The organism is Streptomyces sp. I05A-00742 (assembly GCF_013055795.1).
Lineage (GTDB): Bacteria > Actinomycetota > Actinomycetes > Streptomycetales > Streptomycetaceae > Streptomyces.
Genome location: NZ_JABETO010000001.1, coordinates 56,211 through 79,102, shown reverse-complemented (window position 1 = coordinate 79,102; position 22,892 = coordinate 56,211). Strand labels below are relative to the sequence as shown.

The following is a 22,892-nucleotide window of genomic DNA, read 5'->3' as shown; positions in this document are numbered from 1 at the left end:
GCCCTCGTGCCGCGCACCTGCCCGGACCGGCCAATCTACCGTCTGACGATTGTGGTCGTTCGACCCTATTTTGTGATGGTTGCCGTGACCGAAGATTGCTCCTGGCCCAGCGGCCGTCATACGGTCGGTTGCGACCGTTGTCCCGACCGTTGCCCCATGACGTGTCCGACCCGGTCCATCCCGATCCTTCAGCCCTCCTGCCAGGAGCCCGCCCAGTGCCTGCCGGAACAGTCCCCCGCCGAGCCGTACAGGCCGCGGCGCTACTCACGATGCTGGTGTCCTTCGTACTCCAGCTCGTGGGCGCGCTGCTGCCCAACGTGCCGCTCTTGATCGCCACCTCGGCGGCGGGCCTCGCGCTCGATCTCTATCTGCAGCACCGCGACCCCGGTCTGCTCGCCCTGCTCGGCAAGGTCCGGTTCGACGTCATGGTGCGGCAGCTGCTGCGCGACATGGTGATCATGCTGGGGCTGCTGCGGCTGCACGACGACGGCTCGCTGCGCGACTACGCGCCGGTCTTCGTCGGCGTCGTCCTCTTCTACGCGGCCCACCTCGGCTGCCAGGCCGTCGCCATCCTCGTCCGCCGCTCGCGGACCCTCCCGTTCGTGACGCGCAACATCGACGCGTCGGGGCTGCACCTGACCGCCGCGCCGCCGCGCATCCTGGCCCGCCAGCACGGCCGCCGCCTGGTCCGCTTCGCCGTCCCGGCGACAGCCGGCCTCCTGATCACCGTGGGCTCCGGAAAGGCCGCGGGCGCCATGGCCGGCGTCGGCATCGCCCTGATCCTGGCCCTCGGCGGCGCCCTGTACCTGGCGAGCTGGCTGCGCCCGGCCAAGCGGATCGCGAACGAGCAGCAGGCCATAGAGTGGCTCGACCGCTGGCTGGCCGACTACAAGCCGACCGTCGGCATGTACTTCTCCGGCGGCACCAGCTCCGCGTACCAGGCGAACATGTGGCTCTCCACCCTCGCCCGGCTCGACGGCAACCCGGTCATCGTGCTGCGCGAGCGCTTCATGGTGAAGAAGATCGACGCCACGGACGTCCCGATCGTCTGCATCCCCAAGGTCCACCACCTGATGGCCCTGGAGCAGTCCACCCTCAAGGTGCTGCTGCACCCGTCGAACTCCGGCAAGACCTCGCAGGTCCTGCGCATGCCGTCGATCAAGCACGCGTTCATCAACCACGGCGAGAGCGACAAGCTCTCCAGCTGCAACCCGTACTCCAAGGCGTACGACGAGATCTGGGTCGCCGGTCCGGCCGCGCGCGAGCGCTACCAGCTCGCCGACATCGGCGTCGAGGACAAGGACGTCGTCGAGGTCGGCCGTCCGCAGCTGGCCCCGATCCAGCCGTACGCGGGCCCGCCGGCCCGTCCGTTCACCACCGTGCTCTACGCCCCCACCTGGGAGGGCTGGGACGGCAACCCGGGCAACACCTCGGTCATGCTCGCCGGCGAGAACATCGTCCGCGAACTGCTCGCCGACCCCGCCGTCCGGCTGCTCTACAAGCCGCACCCGATGACCGGCTCCGTCGACCCCCGCGCGGGCGAGGCGAACCGGCGCATCAAGGAAATGATCGTCGCGGCCAACGCCCGGCGCGACGGCCAACGCCCCGGCCCCGAGGCCGCCGCCGAGCTGGAGCGCCGCACCGCCGAGCTCCAGGCGCTCACCACCAGCACCTTCCGTCCCAGCGTGGACGAGGCCGAGCGCATGCTGCTCCAGACCGCCCCGGAGCCCGGCCGCGCCGCCGCCGTCGAGGCCGCCACCGCCGCCTGGGAGGCCGCCTACTGGGCCTCCCTGCCCGAGTGGGAGCACCAGATCGTCACCGGCCCGCGGCCGGCCCTCTACGCCTGCTTCAACCTGGCGGACGTGCTGATCAGCGACGTGTCCAGCGTCGTCTCCGACTACCTGATCAGCGAGAAGCCGTACGCCGTCGCCAACACCAGCGGCATGACCGAGGAGGAGTTCCTCGCGAACTTCCCCACCGTCACCGCCGCCACCATCCTGACCCCCGACGGGTCCGGCGTCGCCGGCCTCCTCGCCTCGGTCCGCGACCCGCGCCTGGACCGCCTCGCCCAGGCCCGCTCCGAGCTCAAGGTCCAGCTCCTCGGCCCCTCCGACCCGCCGTCCCTCGTCCGCTTCAACCAGGCCGCCCTCGACCTGGCCCACGAGGCCGACGAGCGCGCCGCCCGCGCCGCCGCCCGGGCCGCCGCGTCCGAGATCCCCGGCCAGCGCGAGGCTGCCGCCGTTCTCCCGGGCGACGAGGCCGCTCCCGCCGCCGGGGGTGGGGGCGACTGGTTCAGCCCCGCACAGGGCCGCTGAGGCGGTTTCCGCGCGGAGCGCGGGTGTGACGAAGGCCCGGGAGGTTCGCCTCCCGGGCCTTCGTCGTGTGTGGGGGCCCCGAAGCGCGCTGCGCGCGCTGTCCTCAAACTCCCCGAGGGGGCACCGCCCGCCGCAGGCGCCCCCGCCGCACCGTCACGCGAACGGATCGAACCCCTGATACTCCTGCTCCGCCTCGTCCCGCTCCGCCTGCCGGTCCCGCCGCCGCTGAGCCGCCGGCCGCGGCGCGTCCATCCGATGGTCCTCACCACGACGCCCGAGCATCTCCGCACCGGCGGCCATCGACGGCTCCCAGTCGAAGACGACGGCGTTCTCCTCGGGCCCGATCGCGACGCCGTCGCCACCCCGGGCACCCGCCTTGAGGAGCTCGTCCTCGACACCGAGACGGTTGAGGCGGTCGGCGAGGTAGCCGACGGCCTCGTCGTTGTTGAAGTCGGTCTGCCGCACCCAGCGCTCCGGCTTCTCGCCGCGCACCCGGTACATGCCGTCCTCCTCCAGGGTGACGGTGAAGCCGGCGTCGTCCACGGCCTTGGGCCGGATGACGATGCGGGTCGCCTCCTCCTTCGGCTTGGCGGCACGCGCCTCGGCGACGATGCCCGCCAGGGCGAAGGAGAGCTCCTTGAGCCCCTGCCGGGAGACGGCCGAGACCTCCAGGACGCGGTAGCCGCGGGCCTCCAGGTCGGGGCGGATCATGTCGGCGAGGTCCTGGCCGTCGGGGATGTCGACCTTGTTGAGGACGACGATGCGCGGCCGGTCTTCCAGGCCGCCGTACTCCCTCAGCTCCGCCTCGATGACGTCGAGGTCGGTCAGCGGGTCGCGCTCGGACTCCAGCGTCGCGGTGTCCAGCACATGCACCAGCACCGAGCAGCGCTCGACGTGCCGCAGGAACTCCAGGCCGAGGCCCTTGCCCTGGCTGGCGCCGGGGATCAGGCCGGGCACGTCGGCGATGGTGTAGACGGTCGAACCGGCCGTCACGACGCCGAGGTTGGGGACGAGCGTGGTGAACGGGTAGTCGGCGATCTTCGGCTTCGCGGCGGAGAGCACGGAGATCAGCGAGGACTTGCCGGCGCTCGGGTAGCCGACCAGCGCCACGTCGGCGACGGTCTTGAGCTCCAGGACGATGTCCTGGAGGTCCCCGGGCACACCGAGCAGCGCGAAGCCGGGCGCCTTGCGGCGGGCCGAGGCCAGCGCCGCGTTGCCGAGGCCGCCGCGGCCGCCCTGGGCGGCGATGTAGGTGGTGCCCTGGCCGACGAGGTCGGCGAGGACGTTCCCCTTCCCGTCGAGGACGACGGTGCCGTCCGGCACGGGCAGGACGAGGTCCTGGCCGTCCTTGCCGGAGCGGTTGCCGCCCTCGCCGGGCTTGCCGTTCGTCGCCTTGCGGTGCGGGCTGTGGTGGTAGTCGAGGAGCGTGGTGACGGACTGGTCGACGACCAGGATCACATCACCGCCGCGGCCGCCGTTGCCGCCGTCCGGGCCGCCGAGCGGCTTGAACTTCTCACGGTGCACGGAGGCGCAGCCATGGCCTCCGTTACCCGCGGCGACATGCAGCTCGACGCGGTCCACGAAGGTGGTCATAGCGGGGTGCCTCCGATACGTAGGTGGGGGTGTCTCTGTTGTAACGCAGCGAGGGCGGACCCGCTTCCCCGCAGGGGAAGGGAGGTCCGCCCTCGTTTATCGCTCTACGGAACCGTGATCAGAAGATCAGGCGACCGGAACGATGTTGACGACCTTGCGGCCACGGTGGGTGCCGAACTGCACCGCACCGGCGTTCAGCGCGAACAGGGTGTCGTCGCCACCGCGGCCGACACCGGCGCCCGGGTGGAAGTGGGTGCCGCGCTGGCGGACCAGGATCTCACCGGCGTTGACGAGCTGACCGCCGAAGCGCTTCACGCCGAGCCGCTGAGCGTTGGAGTCGCGACCGTTCCGGGTGGACGATGCGCCCTTCTTGTGTGCCATGTCTCCTCAGTCCCTTACTTCGCGGCCGTCGGGATGCCGGTGATCTTCAGCGCGGTGTACTGCTGGCGGTGACCAATCCGCTTGCGGTAACCGGTCTTGTTCTTGTACTTCAGGATGTCGATCTTGGCACCCTTGTGGTGGTCCACGATCTCGGCCTGAACCTTGATGCCCGCCAGGACCCACGGGTCGCTGGTGACGGACTCGCCGTCGACGACGAGCAGCGTCGAGAGCTCGACCGCGTCGCCCACCTTGCCGTCGGAAACCTTGTCAACCTCGACGATGTCGCCGACAGCAACCTTGTGCTGACGACCACCGCTACGCACGACTGCGTACACGCGGATCTCACTCTCGCTAGTAATCGGGACCTCTGATGCCAGCCGCTCAGACGGGCGCAGCCCGTGCTGTCCGAGTGGACGAGCGGCCTCTCCCGGCGGGCCGGGAGGGATTTGCTCAGGGGTAGGCGTACAGACGCCGAATGGCAAGGTTACGGGGCGTGGCCCGGGGGGTCAAACCGGGCCGCACCCAGCCCGTCCGGCGTTTGAGGACGCCGCGCGCAGCGCGGCTCGGGGGGCGCGGGGCCCACCCCCGCAAGAAACGGTGAAAGGGCGGGGCCGGGGCAGAAACTCCCCGGCCCCGCCCCCGCAGGGCGGGTCCCCGGCCCCGCCCCCGCAGGGCGGACCCTTACTCCTCCGAAGAAGCCGCGGCCTTCTTGGCCACCTTCTTGGCCGCCACCTTCTTCGTCGCCGACCCGGCAGCCTTCTTCGCCGTCGTCGCCTTCTTGGCGGTCGTCGTCTTCTTCGCCGCCGCCTTCTTCGCGGTCGTCGCCTTCTTGGCAGTCGCCGTCTTCTTGGCCGGGGCCTTCTTGGCGGCCGTCTTACGGGCCGTCTTCTTGGCCGGAGCAGCCTCCGCGGGCTGCTCCTCCGCCTCGACGGCCGGAGCCTCGGCAGCCGGGACCTCGGCAGCCGGAGCCTCCGCGACCGGCGGCGCACTGACGACGACCACGGCGGCCTCCTCCGCACCCGCGGGCGAGCCCGCCGGAGCGGTCGCCTTCCGGGTCACGCGGCGGCGCGGACGGGCGGGAGCGGCCGGGGCCGGCTCCACGGCCGGCTCGGCCTCCGCGACGGGCTCCGCCACCGGAGCGGCCTCGACAACCGGCGCAGGCGCGGGCTCGGGCTCCGGCTCGACCACGGGCTCCGCGACCGGAGCCGCCTCGACCACGACCTCCGGCACCTCCGGCTCCGCCGCCTTCGGCGCACCGGCGGGAGCCGTCGCCTTGCGGGTCGCCCGGCGCCGCGTACGGCCACCGCGGCCGGCCGCGCGGGCCGCCGCCTCCGCCTCGGCGGGGCTGGAGAACCACTCGTCCTCGCCCCCGCCGACCGACGGCACCAGCTCCGCCTCGGTCGTCGCGACGGGCTCCAGCTCAGGAGCCTCGGGGGCCTCAGGAGCCTCCAGCGTCTCCTCGGCCGGCTCGACAGCCGCAGCCGTCTCGACAGCCTCGGCCGCCGCCTTGCCACCCCCGCGCTTCTTGCCGCGCTTGCCACCGCCGCCACCGCCACCGCCGACCGTGGACGGCTGGTCCATGTGGACGATGACACCGCGGCCGTTGCAGTGCACACAGGACTCGGAGAAGGACTCCAGCAGGCCCTGGCCGACCCGCTTGCGGGTCATCTGGACCAGACCCAGCGAGGTCACCTCGGCGACCTGGTGCTTCGTCCGGTCCCGGCCCAGGCACTCCAGCAGGCGCCGCAGCACCAGGTCCCGGTTGGACTCCAGCACCATGTCGATGAAGTCGATCACGATGATGCCGCCGAGGTCGCGCAGCCGCAGCTGGCGCACGATCTCCTCGGCCGCCTCCAGGTTGTTCCTGGTGACCGTCTCCTCCAGGTTGCCGCCCTGGCCGGTGAACTTGCCGGTGTTGACGTCGACGACGACCATCGCCTCGGTCCGGTCGATGACGAGCGAACCGCCGCTCGGCAGCCAGACCTTGCGGTCCAGCGCCTTCATCAGCTGCTCGTCGATCCGGTACGTGGCGAAGACGTCGACGTCCGACGTCCACTTCTGCAGCCGGTCCACCAGGTCGGGGGCGACGTGCGAGACGTAGCCGTGGATGGTCTCCCAGGCGCCCTCGCCGCTGACGATGACCTTGGAGAAGTCCTCGTTGAAGATGTCGCGGACGACCCGGACGGTCATGTCCGGCTCGCCGTACAGCAGGCTCGGCGAGCTGGTGGAGATCATCTTGGACTTCTTCTGGATGTCCTCCCACTGCGCCTGCAGCCGCTCGACGTCACGACGCAGCTCGTCCTCGCTCGCGCCCTCCGCCGCGGTGCGCACGATGACGCCCGCGTCCTCGGGGACGATCTTCTTGAGGATCTGCTTCAGACGCGCCCGCTCGGTGTCGGGCAGCTTGCGGCTGATGCCGGTCATCGAGCCCTCGGGCACATAGACCAGGTAGCGGCCGGGCAGCGAGACCTGGCTGGTCAGGCGGGCGCCCTTGTGGCCGATCGGGTCCTTGGTGACCTGCACGAGCACGGACTGGCCGGACTTCAGCGCGCTCTCGATGCGGCGCGGGCCGTTGCCCATGCCGAGCGCGTCGAAGTTGACCTCACCGGCGTAGAGCACGGCGTTGCGGCCCTTGCCGATGTCGACGAACGCGGCCTCCATCGACGGCAGCACGTTCTGGACCTTGCCCAGGTAGACGTTGCCGACGTAGCTGGTCGCCTGCTCCTTGTTGACGAAGTGCTCGACGAGGACGTTGTCCTCCAGCACGCCGATCTGCGTCCGGTCGCCGTTCTGGCGGACGACCATCACGCGCTCGACGGCCTCGCGGCGCGCCAGGAACTCGGCCTCGGTGATGATCGGCACCCGGCGGCGGCCCTGCTCGCGCCCCTCGCGGCGGCGCTGCTTCTTGGCCTCCATACGGGTCGAGCCCTTGATGGACTGAACCTCGTCGAAGCCGGTGCCGCCCTCCTTGAGCCGGTCGCGCGGCTCGCGGACCTTGACGACGGTGCGCTCCGGGTCGTCGACGGCGGCCTGCCCGTCCTCCATCGCCTCGCCGGACCGGCGGCGACGGCGACGGCGACGACGGCTGCCCGCGGTGGAACCGCGGTCCTCCTCGCCCTCGGTCTCCAGGGCACCCTCGTCCTCGGCTTCGGCCTCGGCTTCCTCGGCCTCTTCGGCCTCCTCGGCACCCTCGTCCTCGGACTCCGCGGTCTCGCCGCGACGGCGACGGCGGCCACCCCGGCGGCGGCGACGGGACGGGCGCTCGCCCTGCTCCTCGTCCTCCGCCAGGGCACCCTCGGCGGCCTCCGGCTCCTCGGTCTCCTCGGGCTCCTCGGCCTCCGGCACCTCGGCGGTCACAACCGGCTCAACGGCCACGACCGGCTCGGCGGGCTCACCGCGACGGCGGCGACGACGGCGGCCGGCGGGCTGCTCGGTCTCCTCGGCGGCGGCCTCGGGGGCGGCCGGCTGCTCCACGGCCGCGTAGGCGGCGGCAGCGGACTCCGGCGTCTGGAACATCGGCTCGGTGAACACCGGCGCCTGGAACACGGCCGTCGGCGGACGCACCGCCCGGCGCCGCGTGCGCCCGGGGCCCGCGGGCTCCTCGGCGGGCGCGGCCTCGGCGGCAGGCTGCTGCTCGGCCTCGGCGCTCACCGCACGACGGCGGCCGCGACGGGCACGGGGCTCCTCGGCCGCGGCCTCGGCTGCGGCGGGCTCCTCCGCGCGGGCGGGCCCATCCGTCTCCGGCTGCCCGGCCCGCTCCTCGGCGGCGGCACTGCCGGCCTTGCGGGTGACCCGGCGACGGGTCCGCGCGGGCTTCGCCGGCTCCTCCTCGGCCTCGACGACCTCGGCGGCCTCGGCACTCGGAGCGGCCTCAGCACTCGGGGCGGCCTCGGCCGGGGCCTCGGCGGCCGGGGCGGCCGCCTGCCGGGTCGCACGACGGCGCGACCGCGCCGGGGCGGCGGGCGCCGGGCTCTCGTCCTCGTCGGCCACGACCGGCTCGGCGGCGACAGCGGCGGGCTCGGCGGTCACGGCCGCCTCGGCCTCGGCCGCCGCCCGCGGGGCACCGGTCGGAGCACCGGCCCGGCGGACCGCACGACGACGCGACCGCGCCGGAGCGGCGGCCTCGGCCTCCGCGGGCTCCACGGGCTCCTCGGGGGCCGTCTCCTCGACGGCAGGGGTGGTCTCCGCGGACGGCTCGACGGCCTCGGCGACGGGCGTGGCCACCTTGCGCGTGGCACGGCGGCGCGAACGTGCCGGGGCGGCGGCCTCGGTCTCCGCAGGCGCCTCCGCGGGCTCCTCGGCGGCCACCTCGGCCCCGGAGGGCCGCGCGGCGGTCTCCGCCGGACCGCCGGCCTTGCGGACCGCGCGGCGGCGCGGACGCGCCGGGGTGGCGGGGGCCTCTTCGGCGGCGGGGGTGGTCTCCGCGGCCGCCTCGGCGGCGGTGTCGGCGGCGGGCGCCGTCACGGAGCGTGTCGCACGGCGGCGCGGACGCGCCGGGGCCGCGGCTCCGGCGGTCTCAGCCGCCACGACCGGCGGGGCGCCCTCGACGACGGGCTCCTCCAGCGGCTCGTGCGCGACGGGCGGCACCACATCGGGCGCCGTCAGGGCGTCGGCGGAGGCCACCGAGGGCTCCGCGGCCGGTGCCACCGGCGGTCCCGCCGGACGCGAGGCCACCCGGCGGCGGCGGCGCGGCGGCAGCGTGTCGCCGGGGCCCGAGTTGTCCCCGCCGGCGGCGGGGGAAGTGTCTGCGTTGTTGCCGGGCGCGTCGTGCGCGGTCCCGGATTCCGTGGGCTCAATGGGTTCGAGCATGCGGGCGGTTCTCCCGTCACGCTCCCGGGCGCCGCGCCGGATTCCGGCCCGTCGGTCCGCGTGATGAGCGCGGTACCGTCGTCCGGGGCGCGGTCGCCGCACGGGAGCTGTCGTCTCGCTCGCCGGGTCCAATGGGTGGCACCGGCGAAAGTCTCCTGGTCAGTGCGCCTGCCGGACCGGGGTGGCTCCCTGGTGCACCGGCGGCGCGCGACGCGTCCTTACGCTGGTCCGCCCGGCGCCATCGCCGCGCCGGCGGTCGTTGATGAGACGGCCGTGGCAGCGTCGCGATCGGGCGCGAGCGGGTCGGTCACCGTTCCGGTCCCAGCGTCGAGCAGCCCCTGCGCCAGCCTGGTCACCGCTGCGGGGACCGGCGGCGCCAGGTCGGCCGTGGCGCGGAGCCCGGACAGGACGTCGTCGGGTCGAACGGCAGGTGTCGAATGCCGAACAACCAGCCGCAGTATCGCACAGGCACCGACACCGGGCCTATCGGCCGGAACGGCCGAGGCCTCGAGTCGGCACACGGCGCCGCGCGCGTCGAAGGCCCGCACGCCGTTCTTGGTACGGCGCTCGACCTCCACGGTCTCCGCCGCCAGGAACGCCGCCACGGCCCGCTCGGCCTCGGCGACCTCCACGCCGTCCAGCCGCAGCTCCCACACGGAAGCCTCCAGCCGGTCCGCGAACGAGGACGTCCGCGCCTCCACCGCGTCGACGATGTCCAGCCCTGCGGGCAGCGACTCGTCGAGCAGTTCGCGCAGCCGCGCGGGTTCGCGCGCCTCCGCGAGCTGGATCTCCAGGTATTCGGCCTCGCTGCCCGTGCCGGTGGGTGCGGCATTGGCGTACGACACCTTGGGGTGCGGGGTGAAACCGGCCGAGTACGCCATCGGCACCTCGGCCCGGCGCAGCGCCCGCTCGAAGGCGCGCTGGAAATCGCGGTGGCTGGTGAACCGGAGGCGGCCGCGCTTGGTGTAACGCAGGCGAATGCGCTGCACCGCGGGTGCGGGCGGCGGGCCTTCGGGCTGTCGCTTGCCCAGTGGTCTGTTCCTTCGTGAGAGCGGTCGTACTGCTACCTAGAGTACGTGCCCCACCCGGGGGCGCGCCCCGGGGTCGGGACTCTTCGTCGATGAGGGCACCGGCGCCGACCTGGCTCGTCGACGGGAACCCGGCCGCTCCGGACGCAACGGCCGCCTCCCGCGGAAGTGCCGACCCTCGGTCCGTTCTCCGACGAACCGCGACCACGGGTGGCCGGGCATGACCGAACGGACTCGTGGACAAGAGCTCACGCCGGGACGACGGCGTCTCGCGCTCGCGATCTGCTGCGGTGCGTCACCACGTCCCCGCGACGCGGATCCGACGCCCCCCCCGGTCGCGCGCGATCCGTCGGCGCGGGCGGCAACGACCGTCTTCACGCGCGCACTTCGACGCCGAGATCGGCGAGCAGGCCGCGGACGCGTCGTTCGATCTCGTCACGGGTCGTGCGGACGGCGGCGACGTCCTGACCGGCGGGGTCGTTCAGCTTCCAGTCGAGGTATCGCTTGCCGGGGAGGACGGGGCAGGCGTCTCCGCAGCCCATGGTGATCACCACGTCCGAGGACTGCACCGCCTCCGTCGTGAGGATCTTCGGGGTCTCGGCGGAGATGTCGACGCCGATCTCCCGCATGGCCTCGACGACGGCCGGGTTGACCGTCCCGGCCGGGGCGGAGCCGGCGGAGCGGACTTCGACACGGTCGCCGCCGAGGTGGGCCAGGAAGGCGGCGCCCATCTGGGAGCGTCCGGCGTTGTGGACGCATACGAACAGGACGGAGGGCTTGGTCTCAGACATGGGCGGAGCCTTCCGGGGCGGTGGCCGGCGGGCCGGCGGTGGGTGAGGGGAAGTAGCGGCGGGCGGCCAGGGCGACGTGGACGAGGCCGATGAGGACGGGGACTTCGATGAGGGGGCCGACGACTCCGGCGAGGGCCTGCCCGGAGGAGGCTCCGAAAGTGGCGATGGCGACCGCGATGGCGAGTTCGAAGTTGTTGCCCGCGGCGGTGAAGGCGAGCGTCGTCGTGCGCGGGTAGTCCAGGCCGACGGCGCGGCCGAGGGCCATGGACCCGGCCCACATGAGGGCGAAGTAGACCAGCAGCGGCAGCGCGATCCGGGCGACGTCGAACGGGCGGGAGGTGATCGCCTCACCCTGGAGGGCGAACAGCACGACGATCGTGAACAGTAGGCCGTACAGGGCGAACGGCCCGATGCGCGGGATCAGCTTCGCCTCGTACCAGGCGCGGCCCTTGGCCTTCTCGCCCAGGCGGCGGGTGAGGAACCCGGCGGCGAGCGGAATGCCGAGGAAGATCAGCACACTGCGGGCGATCTCCCCTACGGACACGTTCAGGCCGGTGGTCTCCAGGCCCAGCAGGCCGGGCAGGACGGAGAGGTAGAACCAGCCGAGCGCGGAGAACGCGATCACCTGGAAGACGCTGTTCAGCGCCACCAGGACGGCGGCGGCCTCACGGTCGCCGCAGGCCAGGTCGTTCCAGATGATCACCATGGCGATGCACCGGGCGAGGCCCACGATGATCAGGCCCGTGCGGTACTCGGGCAGGTCCGGCAGGAACAGCCAGGCGAGCGCGAACATCACCGCCGGGCCGAGCACCCAGTTGATCACCAGCGACGGGATCAGGAGGCGGCGGTCGCGGGTGACGGTGTCGAGGCGGTCGTAGCGGACCTTGGCCAGGACCGGGTACATCATCACCAGCAGGCCGAGCGCGATCGGCAGGGAGACGCCGGTGACGGTGACCTTCGCCAGCGCGTCCCCCAGTCCGGGGACGAGGCGGCCCAGGCCGAGGCCGATACCCATCGCGGCGAGGATCCACACCGCGAGGCAGCGGTCGAGGAAGGACAGCCGGGCCGCCACCGGGGCAGTGGCCGGGCGCGTCACGAAGGGGCCTCGGCGGGCTCGGGAAGGGGCTGCCCGGCAGGGCGGGTGAGGATGCCGGCGAGGCGGTCGGTCATCTCCGGCAACAGCCGGTAGTACACCCACGTCCCGCGCCGCTCGGAGGCGATCAAGCCGGCTTCGCGCAGGAGCTTGAGGTGGTGGGAGATCGTCGGCTGCGACAGGTCGAACGCGGGCGTCAGATCGCAGACGCACACCTCGCCGCCCGCCCGCGAGGCGATCATCGACAGCAGCCGCAGCCGCACCGGGTCGCCCAGCGCCTTGAAGACCTTCGCCAGCTCAACGGCCTGGTCCTCGGCGAGCGGTGCGGTCAGCAGGCCGGGGCAGCAGCCGTCGGGGCCGTCCTGTCCGAGCACCACGAATCCTTGATTCGACATGCCTCTATGTTGACGTCTGTCGATTCAAGGCGCAACCTTGTATCGAAGTCAATCGATACAAGAAGCTCCAAGAGATCAGGGAGACCGAGGAGATCGCCATGTCCCGTGTTCAGCTGGCCCTCAACGTCGCCGACCTCGAAGCGTCGGTGACCTTCTACTCCAAGCTCTTCGGCGTCGAGCCGGCCAAGCGCCGGCCCGGCTACGCGAACTTCGCCATCGCCGAGCCGCCGCTGAAGCTCGTCCTCATTGAGGGCGAGCCCGGCCAGGAAACCCGCCTGGACCACCTGGGCGTCGAGGTCGGGAGCACCGAGGTGGTCGCGGCCACCGCCGGGCGCCTGAAGGCGGCCGGTCTGGCCACCTTCGAGGAGAACGACACCTCCTGCTGCTACGCGCTCCAGGACAAGGTCTGGGTCCACGGCCCCGGCAGCGAGCCCTGGGAGGTGTACGTCGTCAAGGCCGACGCCGACAGCCTCGGCGGAAGCACCGAAGGAGCCCCGGCCGCGTGCTGCGGCACCTGACCCCGGTCGGCGCAGGTGCCGGGCGACCGCCCCGACCGTACGGCGCGACCGCGAGGGAGCCCCAGGCCCGGACGCGAGAGGGCGTCTGCCGGTCACCGGCAGACGCCCTCTCGCGTCGGTGGGCTGTATCAACCCAGTCAGACCCTAATTCTTGACGGACAGCGGCAGCAGCTTCTTGCCCGTCGGCCCGATTTGGATACTCGTGTCCATTTGCGGACACACCCCGCAGTCGAAGCACGGCGTCCAGCGGCAGTCCTCGACCTCGGTCTCGTCGAGCGCGTCCTGCCAGTCCTCCCAGAGCCAGTCCTTGTCGAGACCGGAGTCCAGGTGGTCCCAGGGCAGGACCTCCTCGTAGGTGCGCTCGCGCGTGGTGTACCAGTCGACGTCCACGCCCTGCGGGGGCAGCGTCTCCTCGGCGCACTTCATCCACTGGTCGTAGCTGAAGTGTTCGCGCCAGCCGTCGAAGCGGCCGCCGGACTCGTAGACGGCGCGGATCACGGCGCCGACGCGGCGGTCGCCGCGGGAGAGCAGGCCCTCGACGATGCCGGGCTTGCCATCGTGGTAGCGGAAGCCGATGGAGCGGCCGTACTTCTTGTCGCCGCGGATCTTGTCGCGGAGCTTCGCCAGGCGGGCGTCGGTGTCCTCGGCGGACAGCTGCGGGGCCCACTGGAACGGGGTGTGCGGCTTGGGCACGAACCCGCCGATGGAGACGGTGCAGCGGATGTCGTTGGAGCCGGAGACCTCGCGGCCCTTGGCGATCACGTTGACCGCCATGTCGCCGATCTGGAGCACGTCGTCGTCCGTCTCCGTCGGCAGGCCGCACATGAAGTACAGCTTCACCTGGCGCCAGCCGTTGCCGTAGGCGGTGGCAACGGTCCGGATCAGGTCCTCCTCCGAGACCATCTTGTTGATGACCTTGCGCATGCGCTCGGAGCCGCCCTCGGGGGCGAAGGTCAGACCGGAACGGCGGCCGTTGCGGGTCAGCTCGTTCGCGAGGTCGACGTTGAAGGCGTCCACGCGGGTCGACGGCAGCGAGAGGCCGATCTTGTCCTCTTCGTAGCGGTCGGCGAGGCCCTTGGCGATGTCACCGATCTCGGTGTGGTCGGCGGAGGACAGCGAGAGCAGGCCGACCTCCTCGAAACCGGTCGCCTTCAGGCCCTGGTCCACCATCTCGCCGATGCCGGTGATCGACCGCTCCCGCACGGGACGCGTGATCATGCCGGCCTGGCAGAAGCGGCAGCCGCGCGTACAGCCGCGGAAGATCTCGACGGACATCCGCTCGTGCACGGTCTCGGCCAGCGGGACCAGCGGCTTCTTCGGGTACGGCCACTCGTCGAGGTCCATGACGGTGTGCTTGGACACGCGCCACGGCACGCCGGAGCGGTTGGGGACGACGCGGGCGATACGGCCGTCGGGCAGGTACTCGACGTCGTAGAACCTGGGGACGTACACGCCGCCCGTCCTCGCCAGGCGGAACAGCACCTCGTCGCGCCCGCCGGGGCGGCCCTCGGCCTTCCACGCCCGGACGATCTCCGTCATCTCCAGGACGGCCTGCTCGCCGTCGCCGATGACGGCGCAGTCGATGAACTCGGCGATCGGCTCGGGGTTGAAGGCGGCGTGCCCGCCCGCGACGACGATCGGGTGGTCCACCGTACGGTCCGCGGCCTCCAGCGGGATGCCCGCGAGGTCCAGCGCGGTGAGCATGTTCGTGTAGCCGAGCTCGGTCGAGAAGCTCAGGCCGTAGAGGTCGAAGGCGCCCACGGGCCGGTGGCCGTCCACGGTGAACTGCGGCACGCCGTGCTCGCGCATAAGCGCTTCGAGGTCCGGCCAGACGCTGTACGTGCGCTCGGCGAGAACGCCCTCGCGCTCGTTGAGGACCTCGTACAGGATCATGACGCCCTGGTTGGGCAGCCCGACCTCGTAGGCGTCGGGGTACATGAGCGCCCAGCGGACGTCGCATTCGTCCCAAGGCTTGACGGTGGAGTTGAGTTCCCCACCGACGTACTGGATGGGCTTCTGGACGTGCGGGAGAAGCGCTTCCAGGCGCGGGAAGACCGACTCGACAGGCATCACGATGTCTCTCATGAGCGGGCAGGGGTGACCCTCAAGAGTAACGTGCCAGGAACGGTGCCGCCCCGGCCTCCTCCCGGGAGGCCGTCCTCACACCCCCGCCCCGACCCCGGCGGCCCGCTCCCACGCCCCCTCCAGCGCCCGCTCGTCCTCCGCCGCCCGGGCCTCCTCGCGCCCGTACAGCAGGCCGTACGTGAACGTGGCCTCCCCCGCGCCCTCCGCCTGGGCGGTGATCGTGCGCAGGGTGTCCCGGAGGAGGACGCTGTCCTGGTGGTCGCCGAGCACGGTCTGCACGGCCTTCATGCGCTTGGCGAGGCGCTTGGCGGCCTTGCCCAGGGCGGGTTCGGCCGCCTCGGCCGCGTAGCGGGCCCGTTTGGCGGCCTTGCGGGCGTCGTGGAGGGCGGTGTCGCGGGCGGCGCCCGGCTCGGTGTCCAGGGCGTGCCGGACGCGGGCGGCCAGCCGTTCGTAGTCCCGGCGCACCGCCTGGGCCAGGACCTTGTCCGGGGGCCGGGCGGCCGCGGGGCGGAGCGGCGGGTCGGTGACGAGGGCGTCGAGGCGGTCGAGGAGCGTCAGGTAGCGCCTGCTGTCGAGGACGGTGGCCAGGCGGCGCCGGGCCTCGACGCGGTTGCGGTTGGACCAGATGCGCAGCCGGGCGCGGACGGGGCCGCGGACGAGGGGGCGCGGCAGTTCGTCGAGGCGTTCGCGGAGCCGGTCGGTGAGGACCTCGCGGTCGCGTTCGACGCCCAGTTCGGCGGCGAGCCACTTGAGTTCGTCGCCGAGGGGGTCGGTGACCCGCCGGTCGAGGACCTTCCGGTACGTGCGGAAGGCGCTGCGGAGGCGTCGGGTGGCGACGCGCATCCGGTGGACGGCGTCCTCCGTGCCGCGGCGGGCGCCGGGGTCGAGGGTGACGATGGCCTCGACCTGTTCCCGCAGGTGGGCGAGGACGTGTCCGCCGGAGTCGGCCGGCGCGGGGGCGGGTTCCGGTGCGGCGGGGGCGTCCCCGTCGTGCCCGGTCTCGGCGAGCGCCCGCGCCAGCTTGCTCTTCGCCGTCGAGGGCCGCAGCCCGGCCTCGTGGAGGTGGGGTTCGAGGGCGTCGAGCAGGCCGGGGTCGGCGCCGTCGGCGAGTTCGACCTCGACCTCGGTCCAGGCGGCCGTGGCGGCGCGGGCGGCGCCCGGCCGGTCGGCGGTGACGGAGTCGGCGCTGACCTCGGCCAGCAGGGTGCCGTCGGCGTCGAGGAGGTGGCGCGTCTCGCGCTGCGAGGTGATGCGCATCAGCGGTACGAGGCGGGCGCCGCGGGTGCGGGAGCGGACGAGGGCGGCGATCGGGCGCGGGATGCCGACGGTCAGCGGGGCTCGGACCTCGTCCCGTACCCCGGGGGCGACCGGCAGCTTGAGGTGCCAGCCGGCGTCGTGGCCGCCGGTGCGGCGGCGCAGGGTGATGCCGGCGGCGTGGAGCCGGCGGTCGGCCGTGTCGTAGTAGATCGCGTCGAGTCCGGCGGTGCCCCGGTCGACGACGCGGGCGACGGGTGCGGCGCGGCTCAGGTCGGGGAGGCCGGCCGTTCTCGCCGGATCCGCGGCCTCGTACTTCCGTTCGATCTCCCGCACGGTGACGCCCAGGTCCCGGTCCATACCACGAATCTAGTCGGCGGACGGACCGGGCGACAGATGCCGGGCAGACGTCAGGCAGTCGCCGGGCGGACATCCGGCAGACGCCGGGCAGACGTCAGGCGGACGCCAGCGGCCGTTGCACCTTGATCGACTGGAGGAGTCCCACGGCGATCCAGGCGGCGAACATCGAGGAGCCGCCGTAGGAGACGAAGGGCAGCGGCAGTCCGGTCACGGGCATGATGCCCAGCGTCATACCGATGTTCTCGAAGGACTGGAAGGCGAACCAGGCGATGATCCCGGCCGCCACGATCGTCCCGTACAGCTCGGTGGTCTCGCGGGCGATGCGGCAGGCGCGCCAGAGGATGACGCCGATCAGGAAGATGATCGTGCCCGCGCCCACGAAGCCCAGCTCCTCGCCGGCGACGGTGAAGATGAAGTCCGTCTGCTGTTCGGGGACGAACTGGCCGGTGGTCTGGGAGCCGTGGAAGAGGCCGGAGCCGGTCAGCCCGCCGGAGCCGATCGCGATCCGGGCCTGCTTGGTGTTGTAGCCGACGCCCGCGGGGTCGAAGGCGGGGTTGGCGAACGCGGCGAAGCGGTTGATCTGGTACTCGTCCAGTATCCCGAGCTGCCAGACCAGGACGCAGCCGAGGAGGCCCGCGCCCAGCAGGCCGGCGATCCAGCGGTTGGAGGCGCCGGAGGCGAGCAGCACGGCGAGCACGATGACGACGAGGACCATCACCGAGCCGAGGTCCGGCATCAGCAGGATGACCAGGGTCGGCAGGGCGGCGATGCCCAGCGCCTGGAGGACGGTGCGGTGGTCGGGGTGCGGCCGGTCGCCCGCGTCCACCGCCTGGGCCAGCAGCATCGCCATGCCCAGAGTGATGGTGATCTTGGTGAACTCGGAGGGCTGGATGGAGAATCCGCCGCCGAGCTGGATCCAGGACCGGGCACCGTTGATGGTCGCGCCGAGCGGGGTGAGCACGGACAGCGTGCCGAGCACGGACACCACGTAGAGCACGGGGACCGCGCCGCGCAGCGCCCGGTGGCCCGCCCAGACGGCCCCGGCGGCGAGGGCGAGCCCTATGCCGGTGTTGAGGATGTTGCGGAGCAGGAAGTAGTAGGGGTCGCCGTGGGTGAGCTCGGTGCGGCCGCGGGTGGCCGAGTAGACGAGCAGGGTGCTGATGCCGGACAGGGCCAGCGCGGCCAGCAGCATCACCCAGTCGAGGCGCCGGACGACCGAGTCGCGGTCGAGGAGCCTGGCCCAGGCCGAGCGCTGGGGGGCGAAGCGGCGGATGCGGAAGCCGTCGGCGCTCATTCCGCTCATTCTTCCTGCGCCTCTTCCTTGCGTGCCGGTGCGGACGGCGGCGGGTCGATGTGCGGGGCGACGATGCTGCCGTCCTTGTCGATCTTCGGCAGGCCGGCCTCGGGCCGGGGCAGCAGCGCCTTCCTGGCGTCGACCTTGCCCTTGTCGTCCACGCCGTACAGGGCGTTGTAGATCTTCCGGACGGCCGGTCCCGAGGCACCGGAGCCGGTACCGCCCTGGGAGATCGTCATGACGATCGTGAAGTCCTTGGTGTACGTGGCGAACCAGGACGTCGTCTGCTTGCCGGCGACCTCCGCGGTACCGGTCTTGGCGTGCATGGGGATCTCGTTCTGCGGCCAGCCCTGGAAGCGCCAGGCCGCGCTGCCCTGGGTGGCGACGCCGGCCAGGGCGGAGTCGAGCTGGTCGCGGGTCTTCCCGTCGAAGGGCAGCTTGCCGTGCGCCTTGGGCGCGATCTCCCGGATCCGCTTGCCGTCGGGGCTGATGACCGCCTTGCCGACGGTCGGGTCGTACAGGGTGCCGCCGTTGCTGATGGCGGAGTAGATGGTGGCCATCTGGATCGGGGTGACGAGGGTGTCGCCCTGTCCGATCGAGTAGTTGACGGAGTCACCGGCGCGCATCCGGGCGAAGGACTCGCAGTTCTCCTTGGCGATCTGGGCCGCGTAGTCCCCCTTGTCGGCCGCGCGGCCCTGCTTGCACCAGGTGTCCTTGTTGGCCTCCCAGTACCGCTTCTTCCAGTCCCGGTCCGGGACCCGGCCGCGGACCTCGTTGGGGAGGTCGACCCCGGTGGGCTTGCCGAGGCCGAACTGGTGGGCGGTCCGGTAGAACCAGTCCTTGGGGTTCTTGGGGTTGTTGCCGCCGTCCTTCTGCCACTGCCGGTAGGCCAGGTCGTAGAAGACGGTGTCGCAGGAGACCTCCAGCGCCCGGCCCAGGTCGATGGGGCCGTACCCCTTGGACTCGAAGTTCTTGAAGACCTGGTGGCCGATGCTGTACGAGCTGGAACAGTTGTACTTGTCGCGGAAGGAGTAGCCCGCGTTGACGGATGCCGTGGCGGAGATGACCTTGAACACCGAGCCGGGGGCCGCCTGGCCCTGGATCGCCCGGTTGAGCAGCGGGTAGTCGGAGTCCTTGCCGGTGAGGGCCTGGTAGTCCTTGGCGGAGATGCCGCCCACCCAGACGTTGGGGTCGTAGGTGGGGTTGGAGGCCATGGCCACGACGCGGCCGGTCTTCGACTCCATGACGACGACGGCGCCCGCGTCGGCCTTGTAGGTGGTGCCGGTGTTCCGGTCGACCTCCTGGCGGGCGTCCTTCATCGCCTGGTCGAGCTCCCGTTCCGCTATGGCCTGCACCCGGGCGTCGATGCTGGTGACGACGTTGGAGCCGGGTTCCGCCCGGTCGCTTTTGGCCTTGCCGATGACACGGCCGAGGTTGTCGACCTCGTAGCGGGTGACGCCGGCCCGGCCGCGCAGCGCGCTGTCGTACTGCCGCTCCAGGCCGTTGCGGCCGATCTCGTCGGAGCGCATCAGCGGGGTGCGGGAGTCCTTGGCCTTGGTGATCTCGTCGTCGGTGACGGGCGACAGATAGCCCAGCACCTGGGCGGTGTTGGAGCCGCCGGGCGCGGGGTAGCGGCGGACGGCCATCGGCTCGGCCGTGATGCCGGGGAAGTCCTCGGCGCGCTCGCGGATCTGCAGGGCCTGCTGGGTGGTGGCCTCGTCGGTGATGGGGATGGGCTGGTACGGCGAGCCGGCCCAGCAGGGCTTGGGCGTCTTCGCGTCGCACAGCCGCACCTTGGCGGCCACGTCCTCCGGCTTGAGCCCGAGCACCCCGGCCAGCCGGGTGAGGACCCGCTTGCCCTTGTCCTTCATCTTCATCAGGTCGGTGCGGTCGGCCGAGACGACGAGCCGCGTCTGGTTGTCGGCGAGCGGGATGCCGCGCGCGTCCAGGATCGAGCCGCGGGTGGCGGGGACGATGACCTGCTGGATGTGGTTGTCGGCGGCCTCGGCGGTGTACTCGTCGCCGTTGCGGATCTGGAGGTACCAGAGGCGGCCGCCGAGGGTGAGCAGCAGGGAGACGACGAGGATCTGAATGACGATCAGCCGGATGGTGATCCGGGACGTGCGCCCGGTCTCGGGGATGTTGCTCACCGCGCCGCCTCCCGCGGCCGGTCCGTCAGGTGGCGGCTCACAGTCGCTTGCCTCCCTTGCGCCAGGCGCTCCGCGTCGTCCCCCGCGACAGCAGGCCGCCCCGCTGTCCGCCCAGGCCCTTGCCCCGGCCGCGCAGGCTCATACCGGACACCCGGCCGTACGAGCCGTCGGCGCCCGCGACGGCCGCGGAGCCCTCGCCGGTGAGCGGGTCGTTCTCGCCGCGCCGGGCCAGCGCCATGATCAGCGGCACGGTGAAGGGGGCGAGCAGCAGGTCGTAGAGGGCGGCGGTGAGCAGCAGGCCGGTCAGGCCGACGTGCCGGGCGGCGGTGTCCCCGACGAGGGCGCCGACGCCCGCGTACAGCAGGGTGGAGACGACGGCTGCGCCCAGGACGACGAGCATCGGGACGGTGGCGGAACGGAGCCGTCCGGTCTCGGGTCTGGCGAGACCGACCAGGTAGCCGACGACGCAGAGCACCAGCGCGTAGCGGCCGGTGGCGTGGTCGGCGGGCGGGGCGAGGTCGGCGAGGAGGCCCGCGCCGAAGCCGACGAGGGCGCCGCCCGTGTGTCCGTAGACCAGGGCGAGGGCCACGACGACAAGGAGCAGCAGGTCGGGGACGGCACCGGGGAGGTGGAGCCGGGCGAAGACGCTCACCTGGAGGACGAGGGCCACCACCACCAGCGCGGTCGAGAGCAGGATCCGGTTCAGGCGCATGGGCATGGGGTCAGTCCCTGGGGTCGGCGCTCGCGGTCGGGGTGGCCGTGACGGTCACCGTGGGCGTGGGCTTGGGGGCCTCCGGCTTGGGCGGCAGCACGCTGTCGCGCGGGTCCGTCCGGGGCGGCTGGACGACGACGCCGACGAGGTCGAGCTTGCTGAAGCCGACGAACGGGCGCACCTGGAGGGTGCGGGTGAGCCGGCCGCCGGAGGGCTCGACGCGGACGACCTCGCCGACGGGGACGCCGGGGACGAAGGGCTTGTCCTTGCTGGAGCCGAAGGTGACGAGGCGGTCGCCCTTGCGGACGGCGGCCTTGCCGTTGAGGAGTTCGACGCGCAGGGTGCTGTCGCCCTGCCCGCCCGCGAAGCCGATCTCGCCGGTCTTCTCCAGGCGGGTGCCGACGGTGAACTTGGGGTCGGTGAGGAGCAGGACGGTCGCGGTGGACGGGCCGACGGTGGTGACGCGGCCGACGAGGCCGTCGCCGTTGAGGACGGTCATGTCGCGCTTGATGCCGTCGTTGCTGCCGAGGTCGATGGTGACCGTCCAGGAGAAGCCCTGGGCCGCTCCTATGGCGATGATCTGGGCCCCCTTGATGCCGTACTGGCCGCGTCCCGCGGTGCCCAGCATCTTGTCGAGCTCGCGGACCCGGGCGCTGTTGCGGTCGTCGCTGCCGAGCTTCTGCTTGAGGGCGGTGTTCTCGCGCTCCAGGTCGGTGATCCGGTCGCTGCGGCCGCCGGAGTCCCGGACCGCGGCGACCGCGTCGGCGACCGGGTCGACGACCCCGGCGACGCCCTTCTCCACCGGCCCGAAGGCGGTGGCGGCGGCGCGCCGGGCACCGTCGAGCGGGGACCGGTCGCCGCCGCGGATGTCGACCGTGATCAACGCGAACGCCACGGCGATCAGCAGCGCCAACAGCAGCCGGCTCTCTCGTGTGTCCCTCACGTGCGGCGGCATGCCCTTCTCTCGGACCGGCCGGCCGCGGGCCCTGGCCGGTCATCGGCAGCGTTCTGCCTGTATATCAGGTTGTTACCGACGAGTGACGGCGTGGGCGGCCGGTCACCTGCGGGGTTGTGCGTCCAGCACCTGCTGGAGGGCCTCGAACTCCTCCACGCACTTGCCGGAGCCGAGGGCGACGGAGTCCAGCGGGTCCTCGGCGATGTGGATCGGCATCCCGGTCTCGCGCCGCAGCCGCTCGTCGAGGCCGCGCAGCAGGGCGCCGCCGCCGGTGAGCACGATGCCGCGGTCCATGACGTCGCCGGAGAGCTCGGGCGGGCACTTGTCGAGGGTGGTCTTGACCGCGTCCACGATGGAGTTGACCGGTTCCTCGATGGCCTTGCGGACCTCGGCGGCGGAGATGACGACGGTCTTGGGCAGACCGCTGACCAGGTCCCGGCCGCGGATCTCGGTGTGCTCGTCCTGTTCCAGGTCGTACGCCGAGCCGATGGTGATCTTGATCTGTTCGGCGGTGCGCTCGCCCAGCAGAAGGCTGTACTCCTTCTTGATGTGCTGGATGATCGCGTTGTCCAGCTCGTCGCCGGCGACCCGGATGGACTGGGCGGTGACGATGCCGCCGAGGGAGATCACCGCGACCTCGGTGGTGCCGCCGCCGATGTCGACGACCATGTTGCCGGTGGCCTCGTGAACCGGCAGGCCCGAGCCGATCGCGGCGGCCATCGGCTCCTCGATGATGTGCACCTGGCGGGCGCCGGCCTGGGTGGAGGCCTCGATGACGGCGCGGCGCTCGACGCCGGTGATGCCGGAGGGCACACAGACCACCACGCGCGGGCGGGCCATCCAGCGGCGCTTGTGGATTTTGAGGATGAAGTAACGGAGCATCCGCTCGGTGATCTCGAAGTCGGCGATGACGCCGTCCTTGAGGGGCCGTACCGCCACGATGTTGCCGGGCGTCCGCCCGATCATCTTCTTCGCCTCGGCGCCGACCGCGAGGATGCCACCGGTGTTCGTATTGATGGCGACGACTGACGGTTCGTTGAGCACGATCCCGCGGCCTCTGACGTACACCAGCGTGTTGGCGGTCCCGAGGTCGACAGCCATGTCACGGCCGATGAACGACATGTTGTTCCCCATGAGGATACGTCTGGCCTTCCCAGCT

17 protein-coding genes are annotated in these 22,892 nt (G+C 72.2%); 2 read left to right on the top strand and 15 right to left on the bottom strand.

All coding sequences use genetic code 11. From position 1 onward, the window contains the following. The first annotated feature begins 269 nt into the window (after positions 1-269). Positions 270-2,315, top strand: a complete 2,046-nt coding sequence (locus HN013_RS00315; RefSeq protein ID WP_171162208.1) for a hypothetical protein — start codon at positions 270-272, stop codon at positions 2,313-2,315. A gap of 153 nt (positions 2,316-2,468) precedes the next feature. Here HN013_RS00315 and obgE read toward each other — a convergent pair whose 3' ends face one another. The 8 genes from obgE to HN013_RS00275 all read right to left on the bottom strand — a co-directional run bounded on the left by obgE (position 2,469) and on the right by HN013_RS00275 (position 12,405). Beyond that, positions 2,469-3,908 carry a GTPase ObgE gene (gene obgE, locus HN013_RS00310; RefSeq protein ID WP_171161639.1) on the bottom strand — a complete coding sequence of 480 codons (1,440 nt, stop codon included), beginning with the start codon at positions 3,906-3,908 and terminating at the stop codon, positions 2,469-2,471. Positions 3,909-4,034: 126 nt separating this feature from the next. Then, positions 4,035-4,289 carry a 50S ribosomal protein L27 gene (gene rpmA / locus HN013_RS00305; RefSeq protein ID WP_126914116.1) on the bottom strand — a complete coding sequence of 85 codons (255 nt, stop codon included), beginning with the start codon at positions 4,287-4,289 and terminating at the stop codon, positions 4,035-4,037. A 14-nt stretch (positions 4,290-4,303) separates the two neighbouring features. Further along, positions 4,304-4,624 (bottom strand): 50S ribosomal protein L21, encoded by a 321-nt coding sequence (gene rplU, locus HN013_RS00300; RefSeq protein ID WP_171161637.1) that lies wholly within the window; start codon positions 4,622-4,624, stop codon positions 4,304-4,306. A gap of 346 nt (positions 4,625-4,970) precedes the next feature. Beyond that, positions 4,971-9,098, bottom strand: a complete 4,128-nt coding sequence (locus tag HN013_RS00295) for an Rne/Rng family ribonuclease (RefSeq protein ID WP_171161635.1) — start codon at positions 9,096-9,098, stop codon at positions 4,971-4,973. Between the two features lie 218 nt (positions 9,099-9,316). Next, positions 9,317-10,087: a TIGR03936 family radical SAM-associated protein gene (locus tag HN013_RS00290; protein WP_171161633.1), complete on the bottom strand. Its 771-nt coding sequence runs from the start codon at positions 10,085-10,087 to the stop codon at positions 9,317-9,319. A 413-nt stretch (positions 10,088-10,500) separates the two neighbouring features. Beyond that, positions 10,501-10,917 (bottom strand): arsenate reductase ArsC, encoded by a 417-nt coding sequence (locus HN013_RS00285; protein WP_171161631.1) that lies wholly within the window; start codon positions 10,915-10,917, stop codon positions 10,501-10,503. Further along, a complete protein-coding gene (arsB, locus tag HN013_RS00280) occupies positions 10,910-12,013 on the bottom strand; it encodes an ACR3 family arsenite efflux transporter (protein WP_171161630.1) in 1,104 nt (367 codons plus the stop codon). Before arsB ends, HN013_RS00285 begins: the two co-directional genes overlap by 8 nt. Further along, positions 12,010-12,405, bottom strand: a complete 396-nt coding sequence (locus HN013_RS00275) for a helix-turn-helix transcriptional regulator (protein WP_171161627.1) — start codon at positions 12,403-12,405, stop codon at positions 12,010-12,012. Before HN013_RS00275 ends, arsB begins: the two co-directional genes overlap by 4 nt. A gap of 98 nt (positions 12,406-12,503) precedes the next feature. Here HN013_RS00275 and HN013_RS00270 point away from each other — a divergent pair, with 98 nt between their 5' ends. Continuing rightward, entirely contained in the window at positions 12,504-12,923 is a 420-nt protein-coding gene (locus tag HN013_RS00270; protein ID WP_171161625.1) for an ArsI/CadI family heavy metal resistance metalloenzyme, read from the top strand. A gap of 144 nt (positions 12,924-13,067) precedes the next feature. On the opposite strand, the gene HN013_RS00265 is transcribed toward HN013_RS00270, so the two are convergent. The 7 genes from HN013_RS00265 to HN013_RS00235 form a co-directional block, all read right to left on the bottom strand. Next, positions 13,068-14,993, bottom strand: a complete 1,926-nt coding sequence (locus tag HN013_RS00265) for a TIGR03960 family B12-binding radical SAM protein (RefSeq protein ID WP_171161623.1) — start codon at positions 14,991-14,993, stop codon at positions 13,068-13,070. 90 nt (positions 14,994-15,083) lie between these two features. Next, a complete protein-coding gene (locus HN013_RS00260) occupies positions 15,084-16,622 on the bottom strand; it encodes a CHAD domain-containing protein (protein ID WP_398977756.1) in 1,539 nt (512 codons plus the stop codon). Between the two features lie 94 nt (positions 16,623-16,716). After that, positions 16,717-17,916: a rod shape-determining protein RodA gene (gene rodA / locus HN013_RS00255; protein ID WP_398977753.1), complete on the bottom strand. Its 1,200-nt coding sequence runs from the start codon at positions 17,914-17,916 to the stop codon at positions 16,717-16,719. Between the two features lie 5 nt (positions 17,917-17,921). After that, positions 17,922-20,066 (bottom strand): penicillin-binding protein 2, encoded by a 2,145-nt coding sequence (mrdA, locus tag HN013_RS00250; protein WP_171161621.1) that lies wholly within the window; start codon positions 20,064-20,066, stop codon positions 17,922-17,924. Between the two features lie 37 nt (positions 20,067-20,103). Beyond that, on the bottom strand, positions 20,104-20,778 hold the full coding sequence (gene mreD / locus HN013_RS00245) for a rod shape-determining protein MreD (protein WP_171162204.1): 675 nt from the start codon (positions 20,776-20,778) through the stop codon (positions 20,104-20,106). A 10-nt stretch (positions 20,779-20,788) separates the two neighbouring features. After that, positions 20,789-21,721 carry a rod shape-determining protein MreC gene (gene mreC / locus HN013_RS00240; protein ID WP_171161620.1) on the bottom strand — a complete coding sequence of 311 codons (933 nt, stop codon included), beginning with the start codon at positions 21,719-21,721 and terminating at the stop codon, positions 20,789-20,791. A 114-nt stretch (positions 21,722-21,835) separates the two neighbouring features. Further along, positions 21,836-22,855: a rod shape-determining protein gene (locus tag HN013_RS00235; protein WP_004950903.1), complete on the bottom strand. Its 1,020-nt coding sequence runs from the start codon at positions 22,853-22,855 to the stop codon at positions 21,836-21,838. Between the last annotated feature and the right edge of the window lie 37 nt (positions 22,856-22,892).